General features: G+C 75.1%; 16 protein-coding genes and 1 pseudogene. 8 read left to right on the plus strand and 9 right to left on the minus strand.

The window, feature by feature from the left end:
* Positions 1-12: 12 nt before the first annotated feature.
* From AB0E62_RS07390 to AB0E62_RS07400, 3 genes are all read right to left on the minus strand, one after another.
* The gene (locus AB0E62_RS07390; RefSeq protein WP_362189446.1) at positions 13-1104 is read right to left on the minus strand and encodes a hypothetical protein; all 1092 of its coding nucleotides are present in this window, start codon (positions 1102-1104) and stop codon (positions 13-15) included.
* Between the two features lie 64 nt (positions 1105-1168).
* Positions 1169-1921 carry a CHAP domain-containing protein gene (locus AB0E62_RS07395; protein WP_362189449.1) on the minus strand — a complete coding sequence of 251 codons (753 nt, stop codon included), beginning with the start codon at positions 1919-1921 and terminating at the stop codon, positions 1169-1171.
* Between the two features lie 259 nt (positions 1922-2180).
* Positions 2181-4883 carry a helicase C-terminal domain-containing protein gene (locus AB0E62_RS07400; RefSeq protein ID WP_362189452.1) on the minus strand — a complete coding sequence of 901 codons (2703 nt, stop codon included), beginning with the start codon at positions 4881-4883 and terminating at the stop codon, positions 2181-2183.
* A gap of 98 nt (positions 4884-4981) precedes the next feature.
* On the opposite strand from AB0E62_RS07400, the gene AB0E62_RS07405 reads away from it, so the two are divergent.
* Both AB0E62_RS07405 and AB0E62_RS07410 read left to right on the plus strand, forming a co-directional pair.
* Entirely contained in the window at positions 4982-6022 is a 1041-nt protein-coding gene (locus tag AB0E62_RS07405; RefSeq protein ID WP_362189455.1) for a hypothetical protein, read from the plus strand.
* Between the two features lie 669 nt (positions 6023-6691).
* The gene (locus AB0E62_RS07410) at positions 6692-7327 is read left to right on the plus strand and encodes an HAD family hydrolase (protein WP_362189458.1); all 636 of its coding nucleotides are present in this window, start codon (positions 6692-6694) and stop codon (positions 7325-7327) included.
* Here the strand turns inward: AB0E62_RS07410 and AB0E62_RS07415 are convergent.
* Complete coding sequence (locus tag AB0E62_RS07415) at positions 7291-7554, minus strand: hypothetical protein (RefSeq protein ID WP_362189461.1); 264 nt, start codon at positions 7552-7554, stop codon at positions 7291-7293. The genes AB0E62_RS07410 and AB0E62_RS07415 overlap by 37 nt on opposite strands.
* A gap of 165 nt (positions 7555-7719) precedes the next feature.
* Here AB0E62_RS07415 and AB0E62_RS07420 point away from each other — a divergent pair, with 165 nt between their 5' ends.
* Positions 7720-8103: a cold-shock protein gene (locus AB0E62_RS07420; protein WP_362189464.1), complete on the plus strand. Its 384-nt coding sequence runs from the start codon at positions 7720-7722 to the stop codon at positions 8101-8103.
* A gap of 17 nt (positions 8104-8120) precedes the next feature.
* Here AB0E62_RS07420 and AB0E62_RS07425 read toward each other — a convergent pair whose 3' ends face one another.
* The 4 genes from AB0E62_RS07425 to AB0E62_RS07440 form a co-directional block, all read right to left on the minus strand.
* Positions 8121-8981 (minus strand): 1,4-dihydroxy-6-naphthoate synthase, encoded by an 861-nt coding sequence (locus AB0E62_RS07425; RefSeq protein WP_362189467.1) that lies wholly within the window; start codon positions 8979-8981, stop codon positions 8121-8123.
* Positions 8968-9672: a futalosine hydrolase gene (locus AB0E62_RS07430; protein ID WP_362189470.1), complete on the minus strand. Its 705-nt coding sequence runs from the start codon at positions 9670-9672 to the stop codon at positions 8968-8970. Before AB0E62_RS07430 ends, AB0E62_RS07425 begins: the two co-directional genes overlap by 14 nt.
* 17 nt (positions 9673-9689) lie before the next feature.
* On the minus strand, positions 9690-10169 hold the full coding sequence (locus AB0E62_RS07435) for a DUF2771 domain-containing protein (RefSeq protein ID WP_362189473.1): 480 nt from the start codon (positions 10167-10169) through the stop codon (positions 9690-9692).
* Positions 10170-10231: 62 nt separating this feature from the next.
* Positions 10232-11620 carry an MFS transporter gene (locus AB0E62_RS07440; RefSeq protein WP_362189476.1) on the minus strand — a complete coding sequence of 463 codons (1389 nt, stop codon included), beginning with the start codon at positions 11618-11620 and terminating at the stop codon, positions 10232-10234.
* Positions 11621-11948: 328 nt separating this feature from the next.
* On the opposite strand from AB0E62_RS07440, the gene AB0E62_RS07445 reads away from it, so the two are divergent.
* Entirely contained in the window at positions 11949-12875 is a 927-nt protein-coding gene (locus AB0E62_RS07445; protein WP_362189479.1) for a DUF3027 domain-containing protein, read from the plus strand.
* Between the two features lie 29 nt (positions 12876-12904).
* On the plus strand, positions 12905-13372 hold the full coding sequence (locus AB0E62_RS07450) for a GNAT family N-acetyltransferase (RefSeq protein ID WP_362189480.1): 468 nt from the start codon (positions 12905-12907) through the stop codon (positions 13370-13372).
* A 6-nt stretch (positions 13373-13378) separates the two neighbouring features.
* Here the strand turns inward: AB0E62_RS07450 and AB0E62_RS07455 are convergent.
* Positions 13379-13774, minus strand: a pseudogene (locus AB0E62_RS07455) (ATP-binding protein); the annotation flags it as partial.
* A 228-nt stretch (positions 13775-14002) separates the two neighbouring features.
* On the opposite strand from AB0E62_RS07455, the gene AB0E62_RS07460 reads away from it, so the two are divergent.
* The 3 genes from AB0E62_RS07460 to AB0E62_RS07470 all read left to right on the plus strand — a co-directional run bounded on the left by AB0E62_RS07460 (position 14003) and on the right by AB0E62_RS07470 (position 19045).
* Entirely contained in the window at positions 14003-17131 is a 3129-nt protein-coding gene (locus tag AB0E62_RS07460) for a molecular chaperone Hsp90 (protein ID WP_362189483.1), read from the plus strand.
* Positions 17132-17255: 124 nt separating this feature from the next.
* A complete protein-coding gene (locus tag AB0E62_RS07465; RefSeq protein ID WP_362189486.1) occupies positions 17256-18029 on the plus strand; it encodes a calcium-binding protein in 774 nt (257 codons plus the stop codon).
* Positions 18030-18262: 233 nt separating this feature from the next.
* Entirely contained in the window at positions 18263-19045 is a 783-nt protein-coding gene (locus tag AB0E62_RS07470; RefSeq protein WP_362189489.1) for a hypothetical protein, read from the plus strand.
* The last annotated feature ends 113 nt before the right edge of the window (positions 19046-19158 follow it).

Below are 19158 nucleotides of genomic sequence, written 5' to 3' on the forward strand. Positions count from 1 at the left end.
GGGGCGGCGCGCTCACAGCACGGCCTCGACGAGGAAAAGCTGGGTGTCGGCGCCGGTGCAGGGCTGGACGACGGCCTCGGTGCCCTCGTGGGCGCCGGCGCTCCTGATCCCGACGCACTTCCCGTCCGGTGTCCTGATCAGATAGGTCCGGCCGGCCGGCTTCTCCGCGCCTCCGGTCCGGTCCGCCTTCGCCGGCTCGGCCGGCGTGAACCGGAAGGCGGTGGTCCGCTCACAGGCGTCCCAGGGTTCGAGCAGTTCCTTGCCGGGTCCGGAGGTGAGCACCTTGAGGCAGCCCTTGCCCTGGTCGGGGTGGTACCAGGAGATCCGGTAGGCGTTCTCGCCCACGGGCTCCAGGGTCGTGGTCTGCGGCGCCGTCCGGTCGCAGGGGCGCTGGACGGCGACGACGGAGTGGTAGCGGCCGTCCGGCACCTGCCCGTCCGTCACGCACAGGCCGGGAGAGCCGAACGGCCGCAGGAGGACCTGCCCGCGCGGCAGCCGCACGGGCGCGGAGTCCGGCCGCCCCGAGTCACCGGAGAGCCACAGGAACCAGACGGCGCAGGAGACCAGCGCGACGGCGGCGAGGGAAGCGACGAGGAGGCGGGTGCGGCGCCCGCGCGACAGCGGCCGCCGTACCGGGTCCGGCGCTCCCGGGAGACGGTGCGCACCCCCGTCGTCCGCACCGCCCCCCGGGTTCCCGGGGCCCCCGGCGTCCCTGGAGCCCCCCGTGACCCCAGGGCCCCCGGGGCCCTCCGCCGCGGCCGGTCCCCCCGCCGCTTCCCCCGCCCGCCCCGCCCCCGCCGAGTCCCCCGGCCCCTGGCCCGGGGCCGGGTCCTCGGCGGCTCGCTGCCGTGCGGCCAGCCAGTCGTCCACGTACTCGCCCTCTCCGCACGCGCGGACGAACGCCGCCAGCAGTTCCTGCCGGGGCAGCGAACCGTTGCGCAGGACGTCGGCCAGCGTGCTGCGCGGCAGCAGCTCGCCCTTCTCGGCGGCGCGCTCCTCGAGCTGCCGGTAGGTCAGCCGGGAGCGCGCCTTCAGCTCGCGCAGCTCGGTGTTCAGGTCCGCCAGGGTCCGTAACTCCCGCAACGCAAGCACTCTGTCGTCCATGGCCCCCATCGTTGTTGTGCGGGCTGCCATGGAACAAAACCCTTTCCGGCCAACGTGGCCGGAGCTAGCGGGCCTTCGGTGCGGTGTAGCCGAGGACGCGGCCGGCCGTCGCGGACTGACTCTTCTTGTAGGTCAGCTGCTCCAGCGTGGTGTTGCCCTCCACCGAGTGGTAGACCTTCCGGGCGGTGTTGTACGAGGTCACGACGCCCAGGTGGTCGGCGCGGCCGTCACCGTTGTTGTCGTAGAGGACGGCGTCACCGGGCTTGGGCTTGTACCGGTTCGCCTTCACCTGGGCCTTGGTGTGCCAGGTGCCCTTGGACTTGCCGTACGTACGGAACGAGTCGGCCGACGCGGTCAGACCGCTGATGTCCGCCTTGCCCCAGTACCAGGCGTACTTCGCGAAGTCCGCGCACCAGGCCCGGGAGGTCCACTTGACGCTGGTCCACGTCTTCTTCCAGGCGCCGCCGACCTTGATGTACATGTAGCCCTTGCTGGTCCCGCACGCCTGGTGGTTGTTGATCGTGCCGGTGCGCGGAGCGCTGGTGTGGTCCCACTGGCGGTTGGCCTTGGCCGTCCAGAAACCGGTGTAGAAGTTGCAGTTGTTGCGCTCGCTGTCGCCGTCCTTGGCGTCTCCCTCGTACTTGCGCTTCTGCACCTCGGCGTTGTCGCTGGTGTACTGGCTCAGCGCCTGCTTGGCGATCAGCGGCCCGGGGGCGGCGGCCGCGTGGGCCGGGCCCGCCAGGACGAGGCTTCCCAGCGACATGGCCAGGACCGCCCCCGCGACGGCCGTGGTCCTCGCTGTGCGTATCGCGGACATCCCGTGCTTCCTTCCGTCGGATCGCTGCCGGGCCCGGGGCGGGACCGGCTGACGACCGAAAGACTGGCCGGGGGCTGCCGGGGCGGACAATGGGCTGAGGTGTCCAGGACATGTCCGGGACAGAGGGGGGCTGTCCGGCCTGGTCAGGGGCGTTGTCCGGGGAACAGGGGCACGTCCCGGACGGCACATCGGACACGGGAGACCGCGCAGCGCCTCCCCGGAAGGCCGGCTTCCGCCCGACGAGCCCGCCGGGGCCCCCTCAGTCGTCGGCCAGTTCGGCGACGCCGGTGATGCGGTGCAGCGGGAAGGTCCGGACCTCGTCCGCCGTGTGGTCGTAGCCCGTGACGAAGCCGCCCTCCACCCGGACCGGGGAGATGACCCGCTGACTGGCGGCGCCCTCGGCGTTGACGTAGCCGATCCACAGCGAGTCGCCGGTCAGGACGGCGGCCTGCATGGTGGCCAGCGTCTCGGCGGCCGAGGTGCGGGGCAGCTCGCCGCCCGCCGGGGGCTCGCCGACGGGCTTGCGCGGCGTGGTGGCGGCCAGATCACCGGCCCGGATCGCGCGGATCGCCGCCGCGAGCAGCGTCGCGTCGGGCGGCGGCGGACCGTCCGGCACCGGCTCGGGCGCGGTGCGCGGCGGGGTCCGGTGCGCCTGGGCGCGGGCGATCAGCACATCGCCCTCGGCGGACTCGGCGGCGGGCGCGTACCCCATCGCGCGCAGCCCCTCCAGCAGCGTCGCCGGGTCGGCCGGCGCGGCCAGCACCGTCGGGGCGAGGCGGCGCAGGCGCAGCGCGGCGGCGCGCTTGTCGGCGAGGATCTCGTTCAGCAGGGCGTCGTCGTCGCAGCGGACGTACGCCGAGGCGGCGCCGACCCGCAGCCGGCCGTGTCGGCGGGCCACGTCGTCGATCAGGTAGGCGAGCGGCTGCGGTACCGGGGTGCGGGAGTGCTCGGCGAGGAAGGTGTGCAGGTCGGCGGCGGTCCGGCCGGCGTCCAGGGCCCGGCGGACGGACGCCGGGGTGAACCGGTACACGGTCGCCCCGCCCTTGGACTCCACGTCCGCGAGCACGCCCAGGGCGTCCGCGAGCGGGCGCCGCAGCGGACCGGGGGCGACCGCCGTCAGGTCGGCCTGGAGCAGCACGTGGTCCAGGGGCTCGGGCAGCAACGGCGCGAGCAGCCGCGCGGCGGCGGCCCCGGCGACGTCCCGCTCGGGCCCGGAGAGCGGCACGAGCCGGTCGGGAACCCGGTGCCGGTGCACCGGGAGCTTGTCCCCGGGACCACCGGAGGCGGGGCCACCGGAGACGGGACCACCGGCGGCGGGGCCACCGGAGGCGGGGCCACCGGAGAGGGGGCCGCCCGAGGCGGGGCGGTCGCCGGTGGCGTGCCGGGTGCCGGGCGCGTCGGTGGGCGTGGCGTCGGTTCCGGGGCCGTCGGCCGGCGGGGAACCCGTTCCCGGCGCGGTGCCGGCGCCGGTGACAGGGGGTGCCCCCAAGAGGGCGCGGCCGTGGGCCGACAGGGCGCCCCGCCCGGTCAGGCCCAGCAGTTCCGCCTCTGACAGGGTCCAGCGGGCCAGCCGGGACCGCAGGTCCTCCTCGCCGTCCCGCCGGCCACCCCGCAGCGGGCGCTCCCAGCGCAGCCGGGCCAGCACCGACTCGGCGTCCGGCGCGGCGCCCGGCCCCAGCGCGGCCAGCAGGGACAGCACCCGGTGCCGTACCTCGGGCGCGGCGGAGCGGTCGAGTCCCGGGCCGAGCGCCGACAGCGTCCGGTCCTTGGCGTCCCGGCCGCCGATCAGCCCCGGCGTCCGGGTGGCAGCGAGCCACGCCTGGGCGAGCCGGACCCAGCGCTCGGCCGGCGGCTGCTCCAGCCACTCGTCGTAGGCGGGGGTGGCCGCGTACCGCTCGTCGGCCTCGCCGTCGGAGGCGACCAGGCCCGCCGCGTACGCCAGTTCCACCCAGAAGGCGGCGACCGGCTCGGCGACGTCCAGGGCCACGGCCGTCCGCTTCAGGTCGCGGACGCTCAGCCCGCCCGCCCGCAGCACGGCCGGACCGCCCTCGTCCCACTCCTTCAGCAGCTCCTCCACCGTGGCCAGCGCGGTGTACGCCTGCCCGGCCGCGGTGGCGTCCACCACCCGCGCGCTGTGCGTCGCGGCCGGTACCACGGCGGGCGGCAGCGGCTCGGGATCCCGGTGGGCGCGGCCCTCGCGCAGATGGAGCGCGACCTCGCGGGGCAGCACGACCGTGCCGGGCGCGGTCGGCAGCAGCAGGCCCCGGTCCAGCAGCCAGCGCAGATGCGCCGCCGGATCCGCGGTGACCTGCCCGTACGGCGGCCCCCACACCAGCCGGGACAGCACCTCGCGGGCGGCCTCGGGGGCCTGGGCGAGCAGCTTGGCCAGCTTCTTGCGGTGGGTGAACAGGGCGGTCAGCGCGGCCACGGCGGACACCGAGTCGTGCGTCGAGGGCAGCCCGGCCGTCGTCACGATCTCCTGGATCCGCCCCGGGGACATGCCCGCGGCGGCCTCCCGCACGGTCGGCCCGAGCCCGGTCGGCGACGGGTGCTGCGGCGAGGGCGCCAGCACCTCGCGGGCGGTGCGCACCAGCCGCAGCCGGTCGTCCCCGCCCCACACCAGCGCCTGCTCGCGCAGGGTGTGCAGGGCCCGGGGCAGCGCGCCGGCCACGGCCGGGTCGCCCGCGTCCCCGGCCATCAGCCCGAGCAGACTGTCGTACGACGCCGGGTCCGGGGCGACGGCCAGCGCCTCGGCCGTCTGCAGCGCGAACCGGTCCAGCCGCTCCAGGGCGCGCAGCACCGACGCACGGGTGCCGGCCCGCGTGGCGAGCTGGGTGAGATCGGTGGGCACGGGGGTGACGAGGTCCGGGCGGCTGCGCAGCAGCGCGGCGAGGGAGGAGTCGTCCCGCGCGCGCAGTGCCTCCGCGAGGGACCGAGGGGCTGAGTGGGCCTCGGGGCTCATCCGGTCAACGGTAGCGGACAACCATATGCCGAGGGCATCCACCGGGAAGCGGTACCGTCCCTCCCGGGGTTTCAGTCGGCGCACCCCGGAGGGGTTCCGTGGGGATCGAGAGCGACCAGGTCGTCTACGAGTATCTGAGCCGCGTCGGTGACATCGCCCAGCAGCGGCAGCTGCCGTCGGCGACACGCATGCGGCTCGTGTCCGAGCTGCGCAACGAGATCGACCGGCACCGGGCGAAGGCGACGGTGGACTCGCCCGCCGCCGTCCGCCGCATCCTGGACCGCCTGGGCAGCCCGGACGAGGTGGTCACGGCGGCGGACACCACCGGCGGCGCCCCGCAGCCGCCCGCCACCGCCGTACCGGCCCAGCCGTCGGCCGGGGAGCGGGCGGCGGAGCCGGAGCGGCAGCGGGAGCGGCCGAAGGGGCTGCGCCGGGCCGTACCGCGCCCGCGCCCCGCCGAACCGGAGCCGCCCGCGGCCCCGGCCGCCGCGGCCCCGCCGCACCTCGCGCCCGCGCACGAACTCGGCGAGAGCACGGCACCGCCCGACTGGTGGCGCGTCCAGGGTCCGGTGCCGGACGCCGACCCGGTGCCGGGGTTCGTCGGCGGCGTGGAGATCCCGGACCTGCTCAAGCGTCCCCCGAAGGAGACGGAGCCGGCCCCCGCCGAGGCCGAGACCGAGGCCGAGACCGCGACCGGGGAGGAGAGCGGAGCGGTGCCCGCCCCGCGGCGCCGGCTGCGCAAACTGCTCCCGGCCCGCGGCAAGGCCGCCCCCGCCGGGGCCCCCGCCGGCGGGCCGCTGTCCGGCTGGTCCCACCCGCTCCTGCTGCTGGCCGCCGCCGCGCTGGTCGCCGGCGCGGTCCTCGGCAACTGGTTCGCCCTGCTCCTCGGCTGGGCCGTCGCGTACGGTTCGCGCCGGCTGACCCCCGCGGAGACCCGGTGGGCCGTCATGGTCCTGCCCGGCGCGGCGGTCGCGGCGGGCGTGGTCTGGCTGTGGGGCCGCACCGACGGCCGCTGGGGCACGCCGATTGCCCAGGGCCACATGAGCGACGCGCTCGGCGAGACCTGGCCGTGGGTGGTCCGGGGCGCGGCGCTGGCCTCGGCCCTGTACCTGGTGTGGCGCTCCCGACGGAAGGCCTAGCACCGGCCCGGCCCCGCCCAGGCCACGGCCACCCGCCCGCCCCCGGCACCCGGTCCCGTACGGCCCGCCCGCCCCCGACAGCCGCTCCCACGGTCCACCGCCCCCTACGCGCGCGGACTCGCTCGGTCCTCACGCCCCCCCCCGTACCTGGCAGCCGCCCCGGCACCCGGTCTCGCCCGTCCCGCCCGCCCCCGACAGCCGCTCCCACGGTCCGCCGCCGTCCGCCCGCACCCGGCAGCCGCCCCTACGCGCGCGGACCTGCTCGGTCCTCCCGGCCCCCGGCCCCGCACACGGCAGCCGCCCCTACGCGCGCGGACCTGCTCGGTCCTCCCGGCCCCCGGCCCCGCACCCGGCAGCCGCCCCTACGCGCGCGGACCTGCTCGGTCCTCACGCCCCCCGGCCCCGCACACGGCAGCCGCCCCCGGTGCCCGGTTCCGGCCGGCCCGACCGCACCCGACAGCCGCCCCCGGCACCTGCCCCGCCCGCCGCCCCCGGCACCCGCCCCTACGCGCCCGTTCCCGTCCGGCCCGCCCGCACCCGGCAGCCGCCCCGCCCGCCGCACCCGGCAGTCGCTCCCCGTCCCCCGCCCCGCCGCCGACGGCCGTCCCTGCGCGCGGACCCGTGTGGGTCCCTCCCGTCCTCCCCGTCCGTACCCGGCAGAATGTGCCCATGGCCTCCACCCTGACCGTCGGTTTCGACCTGGACATGACCCTCATCGACTCCCGCCCGGGCATCCGCGCCTGCTACCGCGCCCTGGCGGAGCGAACCGGCGTGTTCATCGACGCCGATCTCGCGGTGACCCGGCTCGGCCCGCCGCTCGTGGAGGAGCTGGCCCACTGGTTCCCGCCGGAGCGGGTGCCGGAGGTGGCCGACATGTACCGGTCGATGTACCCCTCCATAGCCATCGCCGCCACGCCCGCGATGACCGGCGCCCGGGACGCGGTGGACGCGGTGCGCGCGGCCGGCGGGCGGACGATGGTGGTGACGGCGAAGTACGAGCCGAACGCCAAGCTGCACCTGACGCACCTCGGCATCGAGCCGGACGTGGTCGTCGGCGATCTGTGGGCCGAGCAGAAGGCGCAGGCGCTGCGCGAGCACGGCGCGTCCGTGTACGTCGGCGATCATGTCGGAGACGTCCGCGGGGCCCGCGCCGCGGGTGCGTTTTCGGTCGCCGTCGCGACCGGACCGTGCCCCGCCGAAGAACTGGACGCGGCCGGCGCGGACGTCGTCCTGACGGATCTGACCGGCTTCCCGGAATGGCTGAACGGTTACCGCGAGGCGTTCGGAGCGGCACCCCGCGTCTGACGCCGTCCGGCGGCCACCGAGCGCAGCACACCGGCGCCGGCCATGAGGAATCCGACGGCCATGAGCATGCTCAGACCGAACATGTAGGTCGGAAAAGGCTTCGCCCCCAGGAACAGCGGAGCCACCGTGACGAGGGTGGCCACCGCCCCGAGGAAGAAGACGACGGCACCGGCGCGGATCAGTCGGTCACCGGGCTCGGCGGAATTCGGTTGGGTTTTGTCACGCACCGGACCAGGGTAGTTCCCTGCGCGAGAGAACAACCGGGGAACGTCTTGTCACCCGCCCGAAGACCATTAGCCTTGGTATCGGCGGGTCATGGTCGACCCGCTCTAGTGCTGTCAAGAGCAGTTTCCGAAGTAGTTTTCCCAACGAGTACGAGGACGAGGACAGACGTGCCTACCGGCAAGGTCAAGTGGTTCAACAGCGAGAAGGGCTTCGGCTTCCTCTCCCGCGACGACGGCGGTGACGTCTTCGTCCATTCCTCGGTTCTCCCCGCCGGAGTCGAATCCCTCAAGCCGGGACAGCGCGTGGAGTTCGGGGTCGTCGCCGGTCAACGCGGTGACCAGGCGCTCTCGGTGAACGTGCTCGACCCGACGCCGTCGGTCGCCGCCGCCCAGCGCAAGAAACCGGACGAGCTGGCGTCGATCGTGCAGGATTTGACGACCCTTCTCGAGAACATCACCCCGATGCTGGAGAAGGGCCGTTACCCCGAGAAGGCCTCCGGCAAGAAGATCGCCGGCCTGCTCCGCGCGGTCGCCGACCAACTGGACGTCTGACGCGGCCCGGACGTCCCTCAGGGGAAGTCCAGGGCCTTCGGTCCGAGGGGCGGCAGCAGCCCCTCGGCCGCCGCACGGGTGAGCAGCCCCCGCACCGCCGCGTAGCCGTCCTCGCCGAGGTCGGCCGTGAACTCGTTGACGTACAGCCCGATGTGCTGGTCGGCCACGGCCGGGTCCATCTCCTGGGCGTGCGCCATGACGTACGGCCGGGAGGCCTCCGGGTCGTCCCAGGCCATGCGCACGGACGTACGGATGGACTCGGCCAGCCGGGTGAGCGTGTCCGCGCCCAGCGAGCGCCGGGCGATGATCGCGCCCAGCGGGATCGGCAGCCCGGTGGTCCGCTCCCAGTGCTCGCCCATGTCGGCGAGCTTGTGCAGCCCGTAGTTCCGGTAGGTGAACCGGGCCTCGTGGATGACCAGGCCCGCGTCCACCTTGCCGTCCCGCACGGCCGGCATGATCTCGTGGAACGGCATGACCACGATCTCGCCGACCCCGCCGGGCACGGTGTCCGCCGCCCAGAGCCGGAACAGCAGGTAGGCGGTCGACTTCTCGCTGGGCACCGCGACCGTACGGCCCGTGAGGTCGGCGCCCGCCTCCCGGGTGAGCACCAGCGGCCCGCAGCCCCGCCCCAGCGCGCCGCCGCACGGCAGCAGCGCGTACTCGTCGAGGACGTACGGCAGTACGGCGTACGACACCTTCAGCACATCCAGCTCGCCGCGCTCGGCCATGCCGTTGGTGACGTCGATGTCGGCGAACGTCACGTCCAGCGCGGGCGCGCCGGGCACCCGGCCGTGGGCGAGGGCGTCGAAGACGAAGGTGTCGTTCGGGCAGGGGGAGTACGCGATCGGCAGGGACCGCTGCTGCTCACTGGTGGTCATGCGGGTTCCAACTCTCCAAAGCGGGCGCGAGCTTCCCGAAGCCCTCGGTGAGGGCCGCGAGGGCGTCGGCGATGCGCCAGGCGGCGCGGTCCCGGGGCCCCACCGGGTTGGAGACGGCGCGGATCTCCAGCACGGGCACCCCGTGCGCGGCGGCGGCCTCCGCCACCCCGAACCCCTCCATGCCCTCGGCGAGCGCGCCGGGATGACGGGCCCGCAGGGCGGCGGCACGGCCGGCGGTGCCGGTCACCGTGGAGACGGTCAGGATCGTGCCGGTACGGGCACCGAGGGCCTCGGCGGCGACTCGTACGGCTGATTCCGGCGGGCGGTGGGTGACGGTCCCGAAGCCGAGTTCGGTGACCGGGACGAAGCCGTCGGCGGTCTCGGCGCCCAGGTCGGCGGCGGTGACGGCGTCGGCGACGACGAGCGAGCCGAGCGGCGCCTCCGGCTGGAAGCCGCCGCCGATCCCGGCCGACACGACCAGGCCGTAGGGCCGGCCGGTCAGCGCGGCGGCGGTCAGCGCGGCGGCGGTGGAGGCGGCGGCGAGCGCCGGTCCGACACCGGCGGCGAGCAGGTCCCAGCCGGCGCCGGTCCGGCACAGGACCGCGCCCGGCAGCCGGACCTCCTCGGCCGGCCCGGGCAGCGCCCGGGCCACCGCGTCCCGCTCGACGGGGACCGCGGTGGCGACGAGCACGGGGGCGGGGGGCGTGGTCAGTCCTCGGCCTTCTTCAGCTTGAAGGACCACATGCCCTTGTTCGCCTTCTCGCCCATCTGGACGGCGAGCGTGTTGGTGTTGCCCTCCGTGCCGAACTGGGCCTTGAAGAAGGCGTTGCCCGTGATCGTGCGGTACGTCTCGTGGCTGAGGTCGGTGGCCGGGCGGCCGTTGACCAGGACGAACCAGCCCTCGTCCGCGATCTTCGGGTCGACGCCGATGCGGACGGTGTCGTCCTGGCCGACCTCGATCGACTTCACGTCGTCGGCGTTCTTGACGCAGTCCTTCAGCGAGTCGGCGGACAGCTTGTCGCCGTCGTTGTAGCAGAGGGCCTCGGAGTTGACCGAGTTCCCGCCGACGGTGATCGTCGCGACGGGAGTCGGCTTGTCACAGGCCGACAGGACGAGCAGTCCGGCGGAAACGGCGCCGGCAACGGCGACGGCGCGGCGGCGTCGCACAGCGGATTGCAGCGTGGTCATGGCCGAAGGCTATCGGGCGCCCGGAGCCGCCCGCCCACGTGGGGTACGGCGTGCCCGGTTCGTTACGCCACGCGCGTGTGGCAGCCGCCGCCCCGGGCGGAGGCGAGCAGCCCGCGCAGGGTGGTCAGCCAGCCGGCGGCCACGAACACGGCGCCGACCAGCAGCCCCACCGTGCCGTCCAGCGGCATCACGATGCCGACCGCGCCGCCGAACACCCACGCCATCTGCAACAGCGTCTCCGAGCGGGCGAACGCCGAGCTGCGCACCGCCTCCGGCACGTCCCGCTGGATCAGCGCGTCCAGCGCCAGCTTGCCCAGCGCCTGCGCGCACCCGGCGACCGCCGCGAGACAGGCCACCGGGAACGTCCCGAAGAACACCCCGGCGACCAGCGCCACCCCGAGCACCACCGCGACGACGGTCACGATGATGACCTCCGGCGCGCGGGACCTGAGCCAGGCGCCCACGGCCGTCCCCAGCGCGTTGCCCGCGCCCGCCGCGACACCGACGATGCCCAGCGAGACCGCCGCGCTCTGCCCGGCCAGCGGGTGCTCGCGCAGCAGGAAGGCCAGGAAAAAGATCAGGAAACCGGACAGGCAGCGCAGGGCGGCGTTGGCACCGAGCGCGTAGGTGACGGCGGGTCCGACCGAGCGCAGCCCCGGCCGTCTGGCCCGCTCCTCGCGCGACCGCCCGGCGCCGGCCGCGAGCAGCGCCGTGTCCTCGCCCTTGGCCGAGTCCACCTCGGGCGGCAGGGAGAACGACAGGAACGTCCCGGCGGCGAAGATCACGAAGGCTCCGTACAGCGGCCACGGGTCGCCCAGCGTGTGCAGCCCGGCCGCCACCGGCGCGGCGGCCCCGGTGGCCAGCAGCCCGGCGAGGGTGACCCGGGAGTTGGCCTTCACCAGCGAGAACCCCCGCGGCAGCAGCCTCGGCACGACGGCGCTGCGCACCACGCCGTACGCCTTGGACGCCACCAGCACGCCCAACGCCGCCGGATACAGCTCCAGTCCGCCGCTCGCCACCGCCCCGGAGACGACCAGCGCGAGCAGCGCCCGCGCCAGCATCGCCGCCGCCATCGCGGCCCGCCGCCCGTGCGGCAACCGGTCCAGCAGCGGCCCGATGACGGGGGCGAGGACCGTGAACGGCGCCATGGTGATGGCGAGATACAGCGCGACCCGGCCGCGCGCCTCGTCGGTGGGCACGGAGAAGAACACGGTCGAGGCGAGCGCCACGGTGACCATGACGTCCCCGGCGCCGTTCACCGCGTGCAGCTCGATCAGCTTGCCGAGGCCCGACTCGCCCGCGCCGTGCGCGTGCGTGACCCTGCGGATACCGCGCGCCGTGCCGGTGACCGGGAGGCGCAGGGCACGGGCGACCGCGCGGACGGCCCCGCCCACCCGGCCCGGACCGCCGCCCCCACCACTCGCCCTGCCCGTGGCTGCCACGACGTTCATAGTGCCCCGGGATCCGGCCGGATAGTGCGGTACGGCACGGATGGCGGCGTACGGCACGACGGACCGGCACACGGGGGCGGGAGCGGTGTTCGACCGCCCGGACGCGGCTTACGGCCCCGCGGCCGGCGGCGGGTACGGCCCGGGTGGGAAAATCCACGAATCCCGCCCGGTGTAGCGTGCCTGTCTCAGCCATAACGCAGAATGGATGGCAGAGGTGCGCCCGGGCGCGCGGATGCAGACGTCGATGCGGTCCCCAGGTCCGCTCCGTAGGCGAAACCGCCGGAGGCAGCCGCACTCGACGAGACGGCGTAGGAGAGAAGCGATACCTGTGAGCGCAGCGACCACGCGAAGCCGCACCCCCGACCGCCTGTGCGCCGAGGCCGTCGACCTCGCCCGCGCCGCCGCCGAGGAGGCCGCCGCGCCCGGGGTGATCGGCGAGCACACGGGCCTGGTCTCGGAGGGTGACCGCGTCGTCACGCACTTCTTCGAGTGCAAGGAGCTGGGCTACCGGGGCTGGCGCTGGGCGGTGACCGTCGCCCGCGCCTCCCGCGCCAAGATCGTCACGCTCGACGAGGTGGTCCTCCTCCCCGGCCCCGACGCCCTCCTCGCCCCCGAGTGGGTCCCGTGGAGCGAGCGCCTGCGCCCCGGCGACCTCGGCCCCGGCGACCTGCTCCCCACCGACCAGGACGACCTGCGCCTGGAGCCCGGCTACACGGGCGAGGAGGAGCCGCCGCCCAACTCCGCGGTCTCCCTGGAGATGCGGGAACTGGCCGAGACGGAGGACGCCGACGTCACTCCGGGCACCCCCGCCGCCCAGCCGACGACGCCGTCCCGGGGCTCCATCGCGTCCGTCGCCGAGGAGCTGGGCCTGCGCCGCGCCCGCGTGCTCTCCCGCTACGGCCTGCGCGTCGCGGCCGACCGCTGGGAGGAGGCGTACGGCCCGAAGACCCCGATGGCCCAGGCGGCCCCCGCCACCTGCATCAGCTGCGGCTTCCTCGCCCGTATCGGCGGCTCCCTCGGGCAGGCCTTCGGCGTCTGCGCCAACGAGTTCTCGCCGGCGGACGGCCGGGTGGTCTCCCTCGCCTACGGCTGCGGTGGCCACTCGGAGGCGGCGGTCATGCCGAAGGCCCCGCAGCCCGCCCCGCCGGTCATCGACGAGACCCGGGTCGACCCCTTCCCGCTCCGCCCGGCCCGCGACTCCGGCTCGGTCCCGGAGGCCGGCGACGACGAGGCGGCGGAGCTGGGCCACTCCTGAACGCCGGGTTCCGCTGCCAGACTGCCCCGATGATCATCAGAACGGCGCGGGAGCGGGACGTGGCCGGCTTCCTCGGGCTGGCGGCCCAGGTGGAGCACTGGTTCGGCCCCATGGTGGCCGACCCCGGCTTCACCCGGGCGGTACGGAACGGCATCGGTCGGGGCACGGCGCTGGTCGCGTCGGAGGAGTCCGCCGACGGCCTCCTGGGCGCCCTCCTCTTCGGCGCCGCGCCACCGGTCCACCACGTGCACTGGCTGGTCGTCTCCGACGGCGCGCGGGGGCGGGGCGTCGGCCGTGCCCTGCTGGCGGACGCGCTGCGCAGATGGGTCCGGGGTCCGGCCACCGTCGAGGTGGTCACGTTCGGCGCCGACCACCCCGGTGCGGTGACCAGCGGAGCGCGCGTGTTCTACGAGCGTCTCGGCTTCAGCGCGGCCGAGCCGGCGGATCCCGGCCCGGAGGGCGGCTCCCGGCAGGTCTACCGCCGGTACGTCCCCTGAGCCGATGCGCACCTCGGCCCACACGGTCTTGCGGGGCGCGGGCCCCGGCGCCGTCCCCCAGCGGTGGGCGAGCGCGTCCACGAGCAGCAGCCCGCGCCCGGAGTCGGCGTCCGGCACGGGGCGGGCCCGCACCGGCAGCCGGTCACCGCGTGTGTCGGTCACCTCGATCCGCAGCACGTCCCCGACGGGACACAGCGTCAGCCGGAAGTCCCGCCCGGACGCGCGGCCGTGGACGACGGCGTTGGCGGCCAGCTCCGCGACGATCAGCGCGGCGGGCTCCATGGGCAGCCCCCAGGAGCGCAGTTGCTCCGTGGCGAGCAGCCGGGCCAGTCGGGCGCCTCGCGGGGTGGTCGACAGCTGCACCGAGAAGTTCGGGACAGGGGCGGAGCATTCGCGGTTCACATACACAGCGTCTCCGTGTACGCACCGGTTGAAGAGTGACGGGACGGTTGCGTAGAGTCACTGTCCGCGCGTGACCGGTGGTGTCCGCGAACTGTAGCCCGTACGCGACCCGGCGCGGACAGGGGCCGGAGGCGATCAGCCCCCCGAGCACCCCGCCCCGCCTCTCCCTTCGGCCCCCGCCGCCTCGGCGCTGTACCTTCGTCCTCACGCGGAGGATGGAGAGTGATCGTGAGCAAGTTCGTGCGGCCGGCGATGGAGGGGGCCGACCCGTTCGGAACGGCCCGGCTGCGGCGCGGGGTCCTCGACGCCTGGGCGACCAGCCCCGCCCGGTTCCGGGAGGACGCCAACGCCGAGGAGGACCTCGTCCTCGGCGGCTACCGCGACCGGCTCGTCGTGGAGTTGGCGCAGAACGCCGCCGACGCCGCCGCGCGGGCCGAGGTGGCCGGGCGGCTGCGGCTCACCCTCCGCGACGGCGTGCTCGTGGCCGCGAACACCGGCGCCCCGCTGGACGCGGCCGGCGTCGAGTCGCTGTCCACGCTCCGCGCCTCCGCGAAACGGGACGCCGAGGCCACCCACGGTGCCGTCGGCCGGTTCGGGGTCGGTTTCGCCGCCGTGCTCGCCGTGACCGACGAACCGGCGATCGTCGGCCGCCACGGAGGTGTGCGCTGGTCCCTCACCGAGGCCCGGGAACTGGCCCGCGAGGTCGCCCGGCACAGCCCGGGACTGGGCGACGAGGTGCGCCGCCGGGAGGGCCATGTGCCCCTGCTGCGGCTGCCGTTCGCCGCCGAGGGCACCGCCCCCGAGCCGTACGACACCGCCGTGATCCTCCCCCTGCGTGACGCGGCCGCCGCCGATCTCGCCGCGCGGCTGCTCGCCGGGGTGGACGACGCCCTGCTGCTCGCCCTGCCGGGGCTGGCCGAGGTCGTGGTCGAGATCGAGGGACAGGAGCCGCGCACCCTGAGCCGCCGTACCGACGGGGCCTTCACGGTCGTGGAGGACTCCCGGGACGGCGTCACCCACTGGCGCACCGCGTCCGCGCACGGCCCGCTGACCCCCGACCTGCTCGCCGACCGGCCCGTGGAGGAGCGGCTGCGCCCCCACTGGTCGGTGACCTGGGCCGTGCCCGTCGACCCGTACGGCGCCCCGGTCCGGCCCCGTACCAGCCCGGTCGTGCACGCGCCGACCCCGAGCGACGAGCCGCTGGGCGTGCCCGCGCTGCTCATCGCCTCCTTCCCGCTGGACACCACCCGCCGGCACGCGGCGCCCGGCCCGCTCACCGACTTCCTGGTGCAGCGCGCGGCCGACGCCTACGCCGCCCTGCTCGCCGAGTGGCGGCCGGTCGGGGAGGGGATCATCGACCTCGTGCCCGGGCCGCTCGGCAAGGGCGCGCTGGACGGGGCGCTGCGGCAGGCCGTGCTGGAGCGGCTGGCGCGCACCGCCTTCCTGCCGCCGGCCGTCGCGCCGAAGGGCGACGAGGAGCTGCCGGAGGCGCTGCGGCCCCGGGACGCCGAGGTCGTGGAGGGCGCCGGCGCCGACACCGTACGGGTGCTGGCCGAGGTGCTGCCCACCCTGCTGCCGGCGGGGCTGGAGCGCCGCGCCGAGCTGCGCACCCTCGGTGTCGCCCGGCTGCCGCTCGCCGACGCCGTCGACCGGCTCGCCGGGCTGGAGAAGGAGCCGCAGTGGTGGCGGCGGCTGTACGACAGCCTCGCCGGGGTCGACCCGGAGCGGCTGTCCGGGCTGCCGGTGCCGCTCGCCGACCACCGGACCGCCATCGGGCCCCGGCAGGTGCTGCTGCCCACCCCGGACGGCGCCCGGATCGACCCCGACGTGCTGGGCCGGCTCGGGCTGAAGGTCGCCCACCCGGAGGCCGCGCATCCGCTGCTGGAGAAGCTGGGCGCGCTGCCCGCGACCCCGCGCGCGGTGCTGACCACCCCGCAGGTGCGGGCCGCCGTGGCGGGCTCCCTGGAGGCGGACGGCGGCCTGGGCTGGGAGGAGGACGCGCCGGACGCCGAGGAACTGGCCGACACCGTGCTCGCCCTGGTCCGGGACGCGGGGCTGGAGCCGGGCGACGAGCCCTGGCTGGGCGCGCTCGCGCTGCCCGACGAGGACGGCGAACTCGCCCCCGCCGGCGAGCTGGTGTTCCCCGGCAGCCCCTTCGCCCGGGTCGTCCGGGAGGGGGAACTGGCCGCCGTGGACGCCGAGCTGGCCGAGCGGTGGGGGGAGCAGCCGCTCGCCGCGTGCGGGGTGCTGGCGGACTTCGCGCTGGTCCGCGCCACCGACGTCGTCCTGGACCCGGACGAACTGGAGCCCCGGGAGGGTGACTTCGCCGAGCCCGACGACGCGGGGCTGCTGGACGCCGTGGACGTGTGGTGCGAGGACGTCCTGGACCGGTTCCCGGACAGCCCGGTGCCGCCCGTCGCCACCGAACTCGTCGCGGTACGCGACCTGGAGCTGGTGGACGACGACCACTGGCCCGAGGCGCTCGCCCTGCTGGCCCGCCCGCCGCTGCGGGACGCCCTGACCCAGCCGGTGCGCGTCCTGTTGCCCGACGGCACCCACGAGGTCGTACGGCCGTACACCGCGTGGTGGCTGCGCGGGCACCCGGTGCTCGACGGGCGGCGCCCGGCCGGGCTGCTCGCGGCCGGCGGGGACCCGCTGCTGCGCGGGCTGTACGACGAGGCCGACGCGACCGGGTTCGAGGACGAGCAGGTCCTGCGGGCGCTCGGGGTGCGCACCTCCCTCGGCGCGCTGCTGGACGAGCCCGGCGGCGCCGCCGAGCTGCTGGACCGGCTCGCCGACCCGGACCGCCCGGTCACGCCCGCCCAACTGCACGGCCTGTACAGCGCGTTGGCGGAGCTGGACCCGGAGCGGGTGACCTTGCCGGACGAGCTGCGGGCCGTGGTCGACGGGCGGGTGGAGGTCGTGGACGCCGCCTCGGCCGTCGTGGTCGACTCGCCGGATCTGCTGCCGTTCGCCTCGGGGGTGCCGCTGCTGCCGGTGCGGCCCGCGCGCGCCGCCGAGCTGGCCGAGCTGTTCCAGGTGCGCCGGCTGAGCGAGTCCGTCACCGGCGAGGTGCACTCCGAGGGGACCGAGCACGACGTGCCGGACGCGGTACGGGTGCTGCTCGGCCCGCGCACGCCCCGGACCTATGTCGAGCACGGCGAACTCGTCGTGGACGGCGTGGAGATCGACTGGCGGCTGACCGGCGACGGCGTGCTGCACGCGGCCACCCTGGAGGGGGTCGCGGCGGGGCTGGCCTGGGCGGCGGGGCAGTGGCCGCGCCGGTTCGAGGTGGCCGCTCTGCTGGAGGACCCGTCGCGGACGGAGGAGCTGGCGCGGGACCGGTGGTTCGACTGACGCCGGGTGCGGCCCCGTCCCCGAAGTCCCCGGGCGGGGCGGGCCGGTAGTACAACTTTTCGCATCTGCCCCGGGTCGGATCAGTGGAGCCACCCGGCTCCCTGATCCGAACGTGGGGAAACACATGCGCATCCGTGCCTCTGTCGCCGTCGTGAGCGGCGCCCTGGCCCTGTCCGCCCTCGCCGTGCCGGCCGCGCAGGCCGACGGCAGCCGGGGGGACATCAAGATCACCAAGGTGGTCGTGGACGGCGACAACAAGGTGCAGCTCGGTATCCACGACCCGGTGACCATCAAGGTCAGCGTGACCGCGAGGGACGACTCGGGCATCAAGGGTACCGGCGGGCCGTTCCAGCTCCTGGGCGCGGACCACGGCATCGCCTCGTCCAGCAGGCCCCGCTGCGCCAAGGTCAGCGCCACCACCTCCACCTGCACCGCCTCGGTGAAGATCGACCCGAAGATGTACCCGAGGGACTACTACCTCACCAACAAGAGCGCCGGTGCCTGGTACGTGAATGCGTGGGTCGAAGCCAACGACCACGATTACATCTGGGGGGAGAAGGCCGGTTTCTTCTCCTTCCAGCGCAAAGCCAGGCTGAGCGTGAACGCCGCCCCGGAACCGGTGAAGAAGGGCAGGACGATCACCGTGACCGGTGCCCTCACCCGCGCCGACTGGGAGGCGCTGAAGTACGGCGGCTACGGCGCGCGGTCCGTGAAGCTCCAGTTCCGCAAGGCGGGCGGCAAGAGCTACACCACGCTCAGGACCGTCAAGGCCGACGCCGAGGGCAAGCTGAAGACGACGGCCAAGGCCACGGCAGACGGTTACTACCGCTTCTCCTACGCGGGCGACTCCACCACCGGCGCGGTCAACTCCGCGGCCGACTTCATCGACGTGAAGTAAGCCCCGAGCCCCCGTATCCCCGAGCCCCCGTACCCCCGAGCCCCCCGGACCGCGATACGCACCGTTCCGCGGTCCGGCCGGCCCGTTTCCCCGGGTTGGGCCACGCGGGGGTAATCAGTGGGCCAAATCCGGCCGAGAAGAGTCTTGCCCGTACAACCCGCGGGGTGCCAGGGGGATCTGATCGCGTGAGTCGACCGACTCCACGATCCACTTCTCCCTCCAGGGGAACACACATGCGCATCCGTGCCACCGTGGCCGCCGTCTCCGGCGCCCTGGCCCTCTCCGCCTTCGCCGTGCCCGCCGCCCACGCGGCCCCCGCGGCGCCGAACGTCACCTTCTCGAACATGAAGGTCAACGGCGGCAAGGCGATCACCCTCGGTGCCACCTCCACCGTGAAGGTCAAGGCGACCTACACCGTGACGCACCCCGCCACCGTGTCGATGTCCACCATCCTCACCGGCCCGGTGCTCTACCGCGGCACCTCGGCGAAGTACGCCGACACCCAGGTCGTCAGCGACGACCCGGGCACCTGCACCAAGGTGAACTCCACCACCGTGAGCTGCTCGGCCACGATCACCATCCCCGCCGGCGAGCTGTACAACTCCGACGCCGGCACCTGGAAGAAGGGCGGTGTCGCGGCCGACAGCAAGACCGGTGCGGACAAGTGGCAGAGCGACCTCGGCACCGTCCCGGTCCGCCGCGCCGCCAAGCTCACCACCGACGCCGCCCCGGAGCCGGTGAGCAAGGGCAAGGCGATCACCGTCACCGGCAAGCTGACCCGCGCCGACTGGTCGCACGGCACGTACGCCGCCTTCGGCGGCCAGTCCGTCAAGCTCCAGTTCCGCAAGGCGGGCAGCAGCACCTACACCACCGTCAAGACCGTCACCTCGTCCTCCACAGGCGCGCTGAAGACGACGGTCACGGCCGGCTCCGACGGCTACTACCGCTACAGCTTCGCCGGCACGTCCACCACCTCGGCCGTCAGCGCCACGGGTGACTACGTCGACGTGCGGTAAGCGGCAGCCGCCCACGCGGACGGGCACCCCCGGCGCCGACCGGGGCACCCGCCCGTACGCGCCGCACGGTGGCGGCGGTCCAGCCGACCGTCTCCGTCTCCGTGACGCGCCGG

The organism is Streptomyces sp. NPDC038707 (assembly GCF_040636485.1).
In the GTDB taxonomy this organism is placed as follows: Bacteria; Actinomycetota; Actinomycetes; order Streptomycetales; family Streptomycetaceae; genus Streptomyces.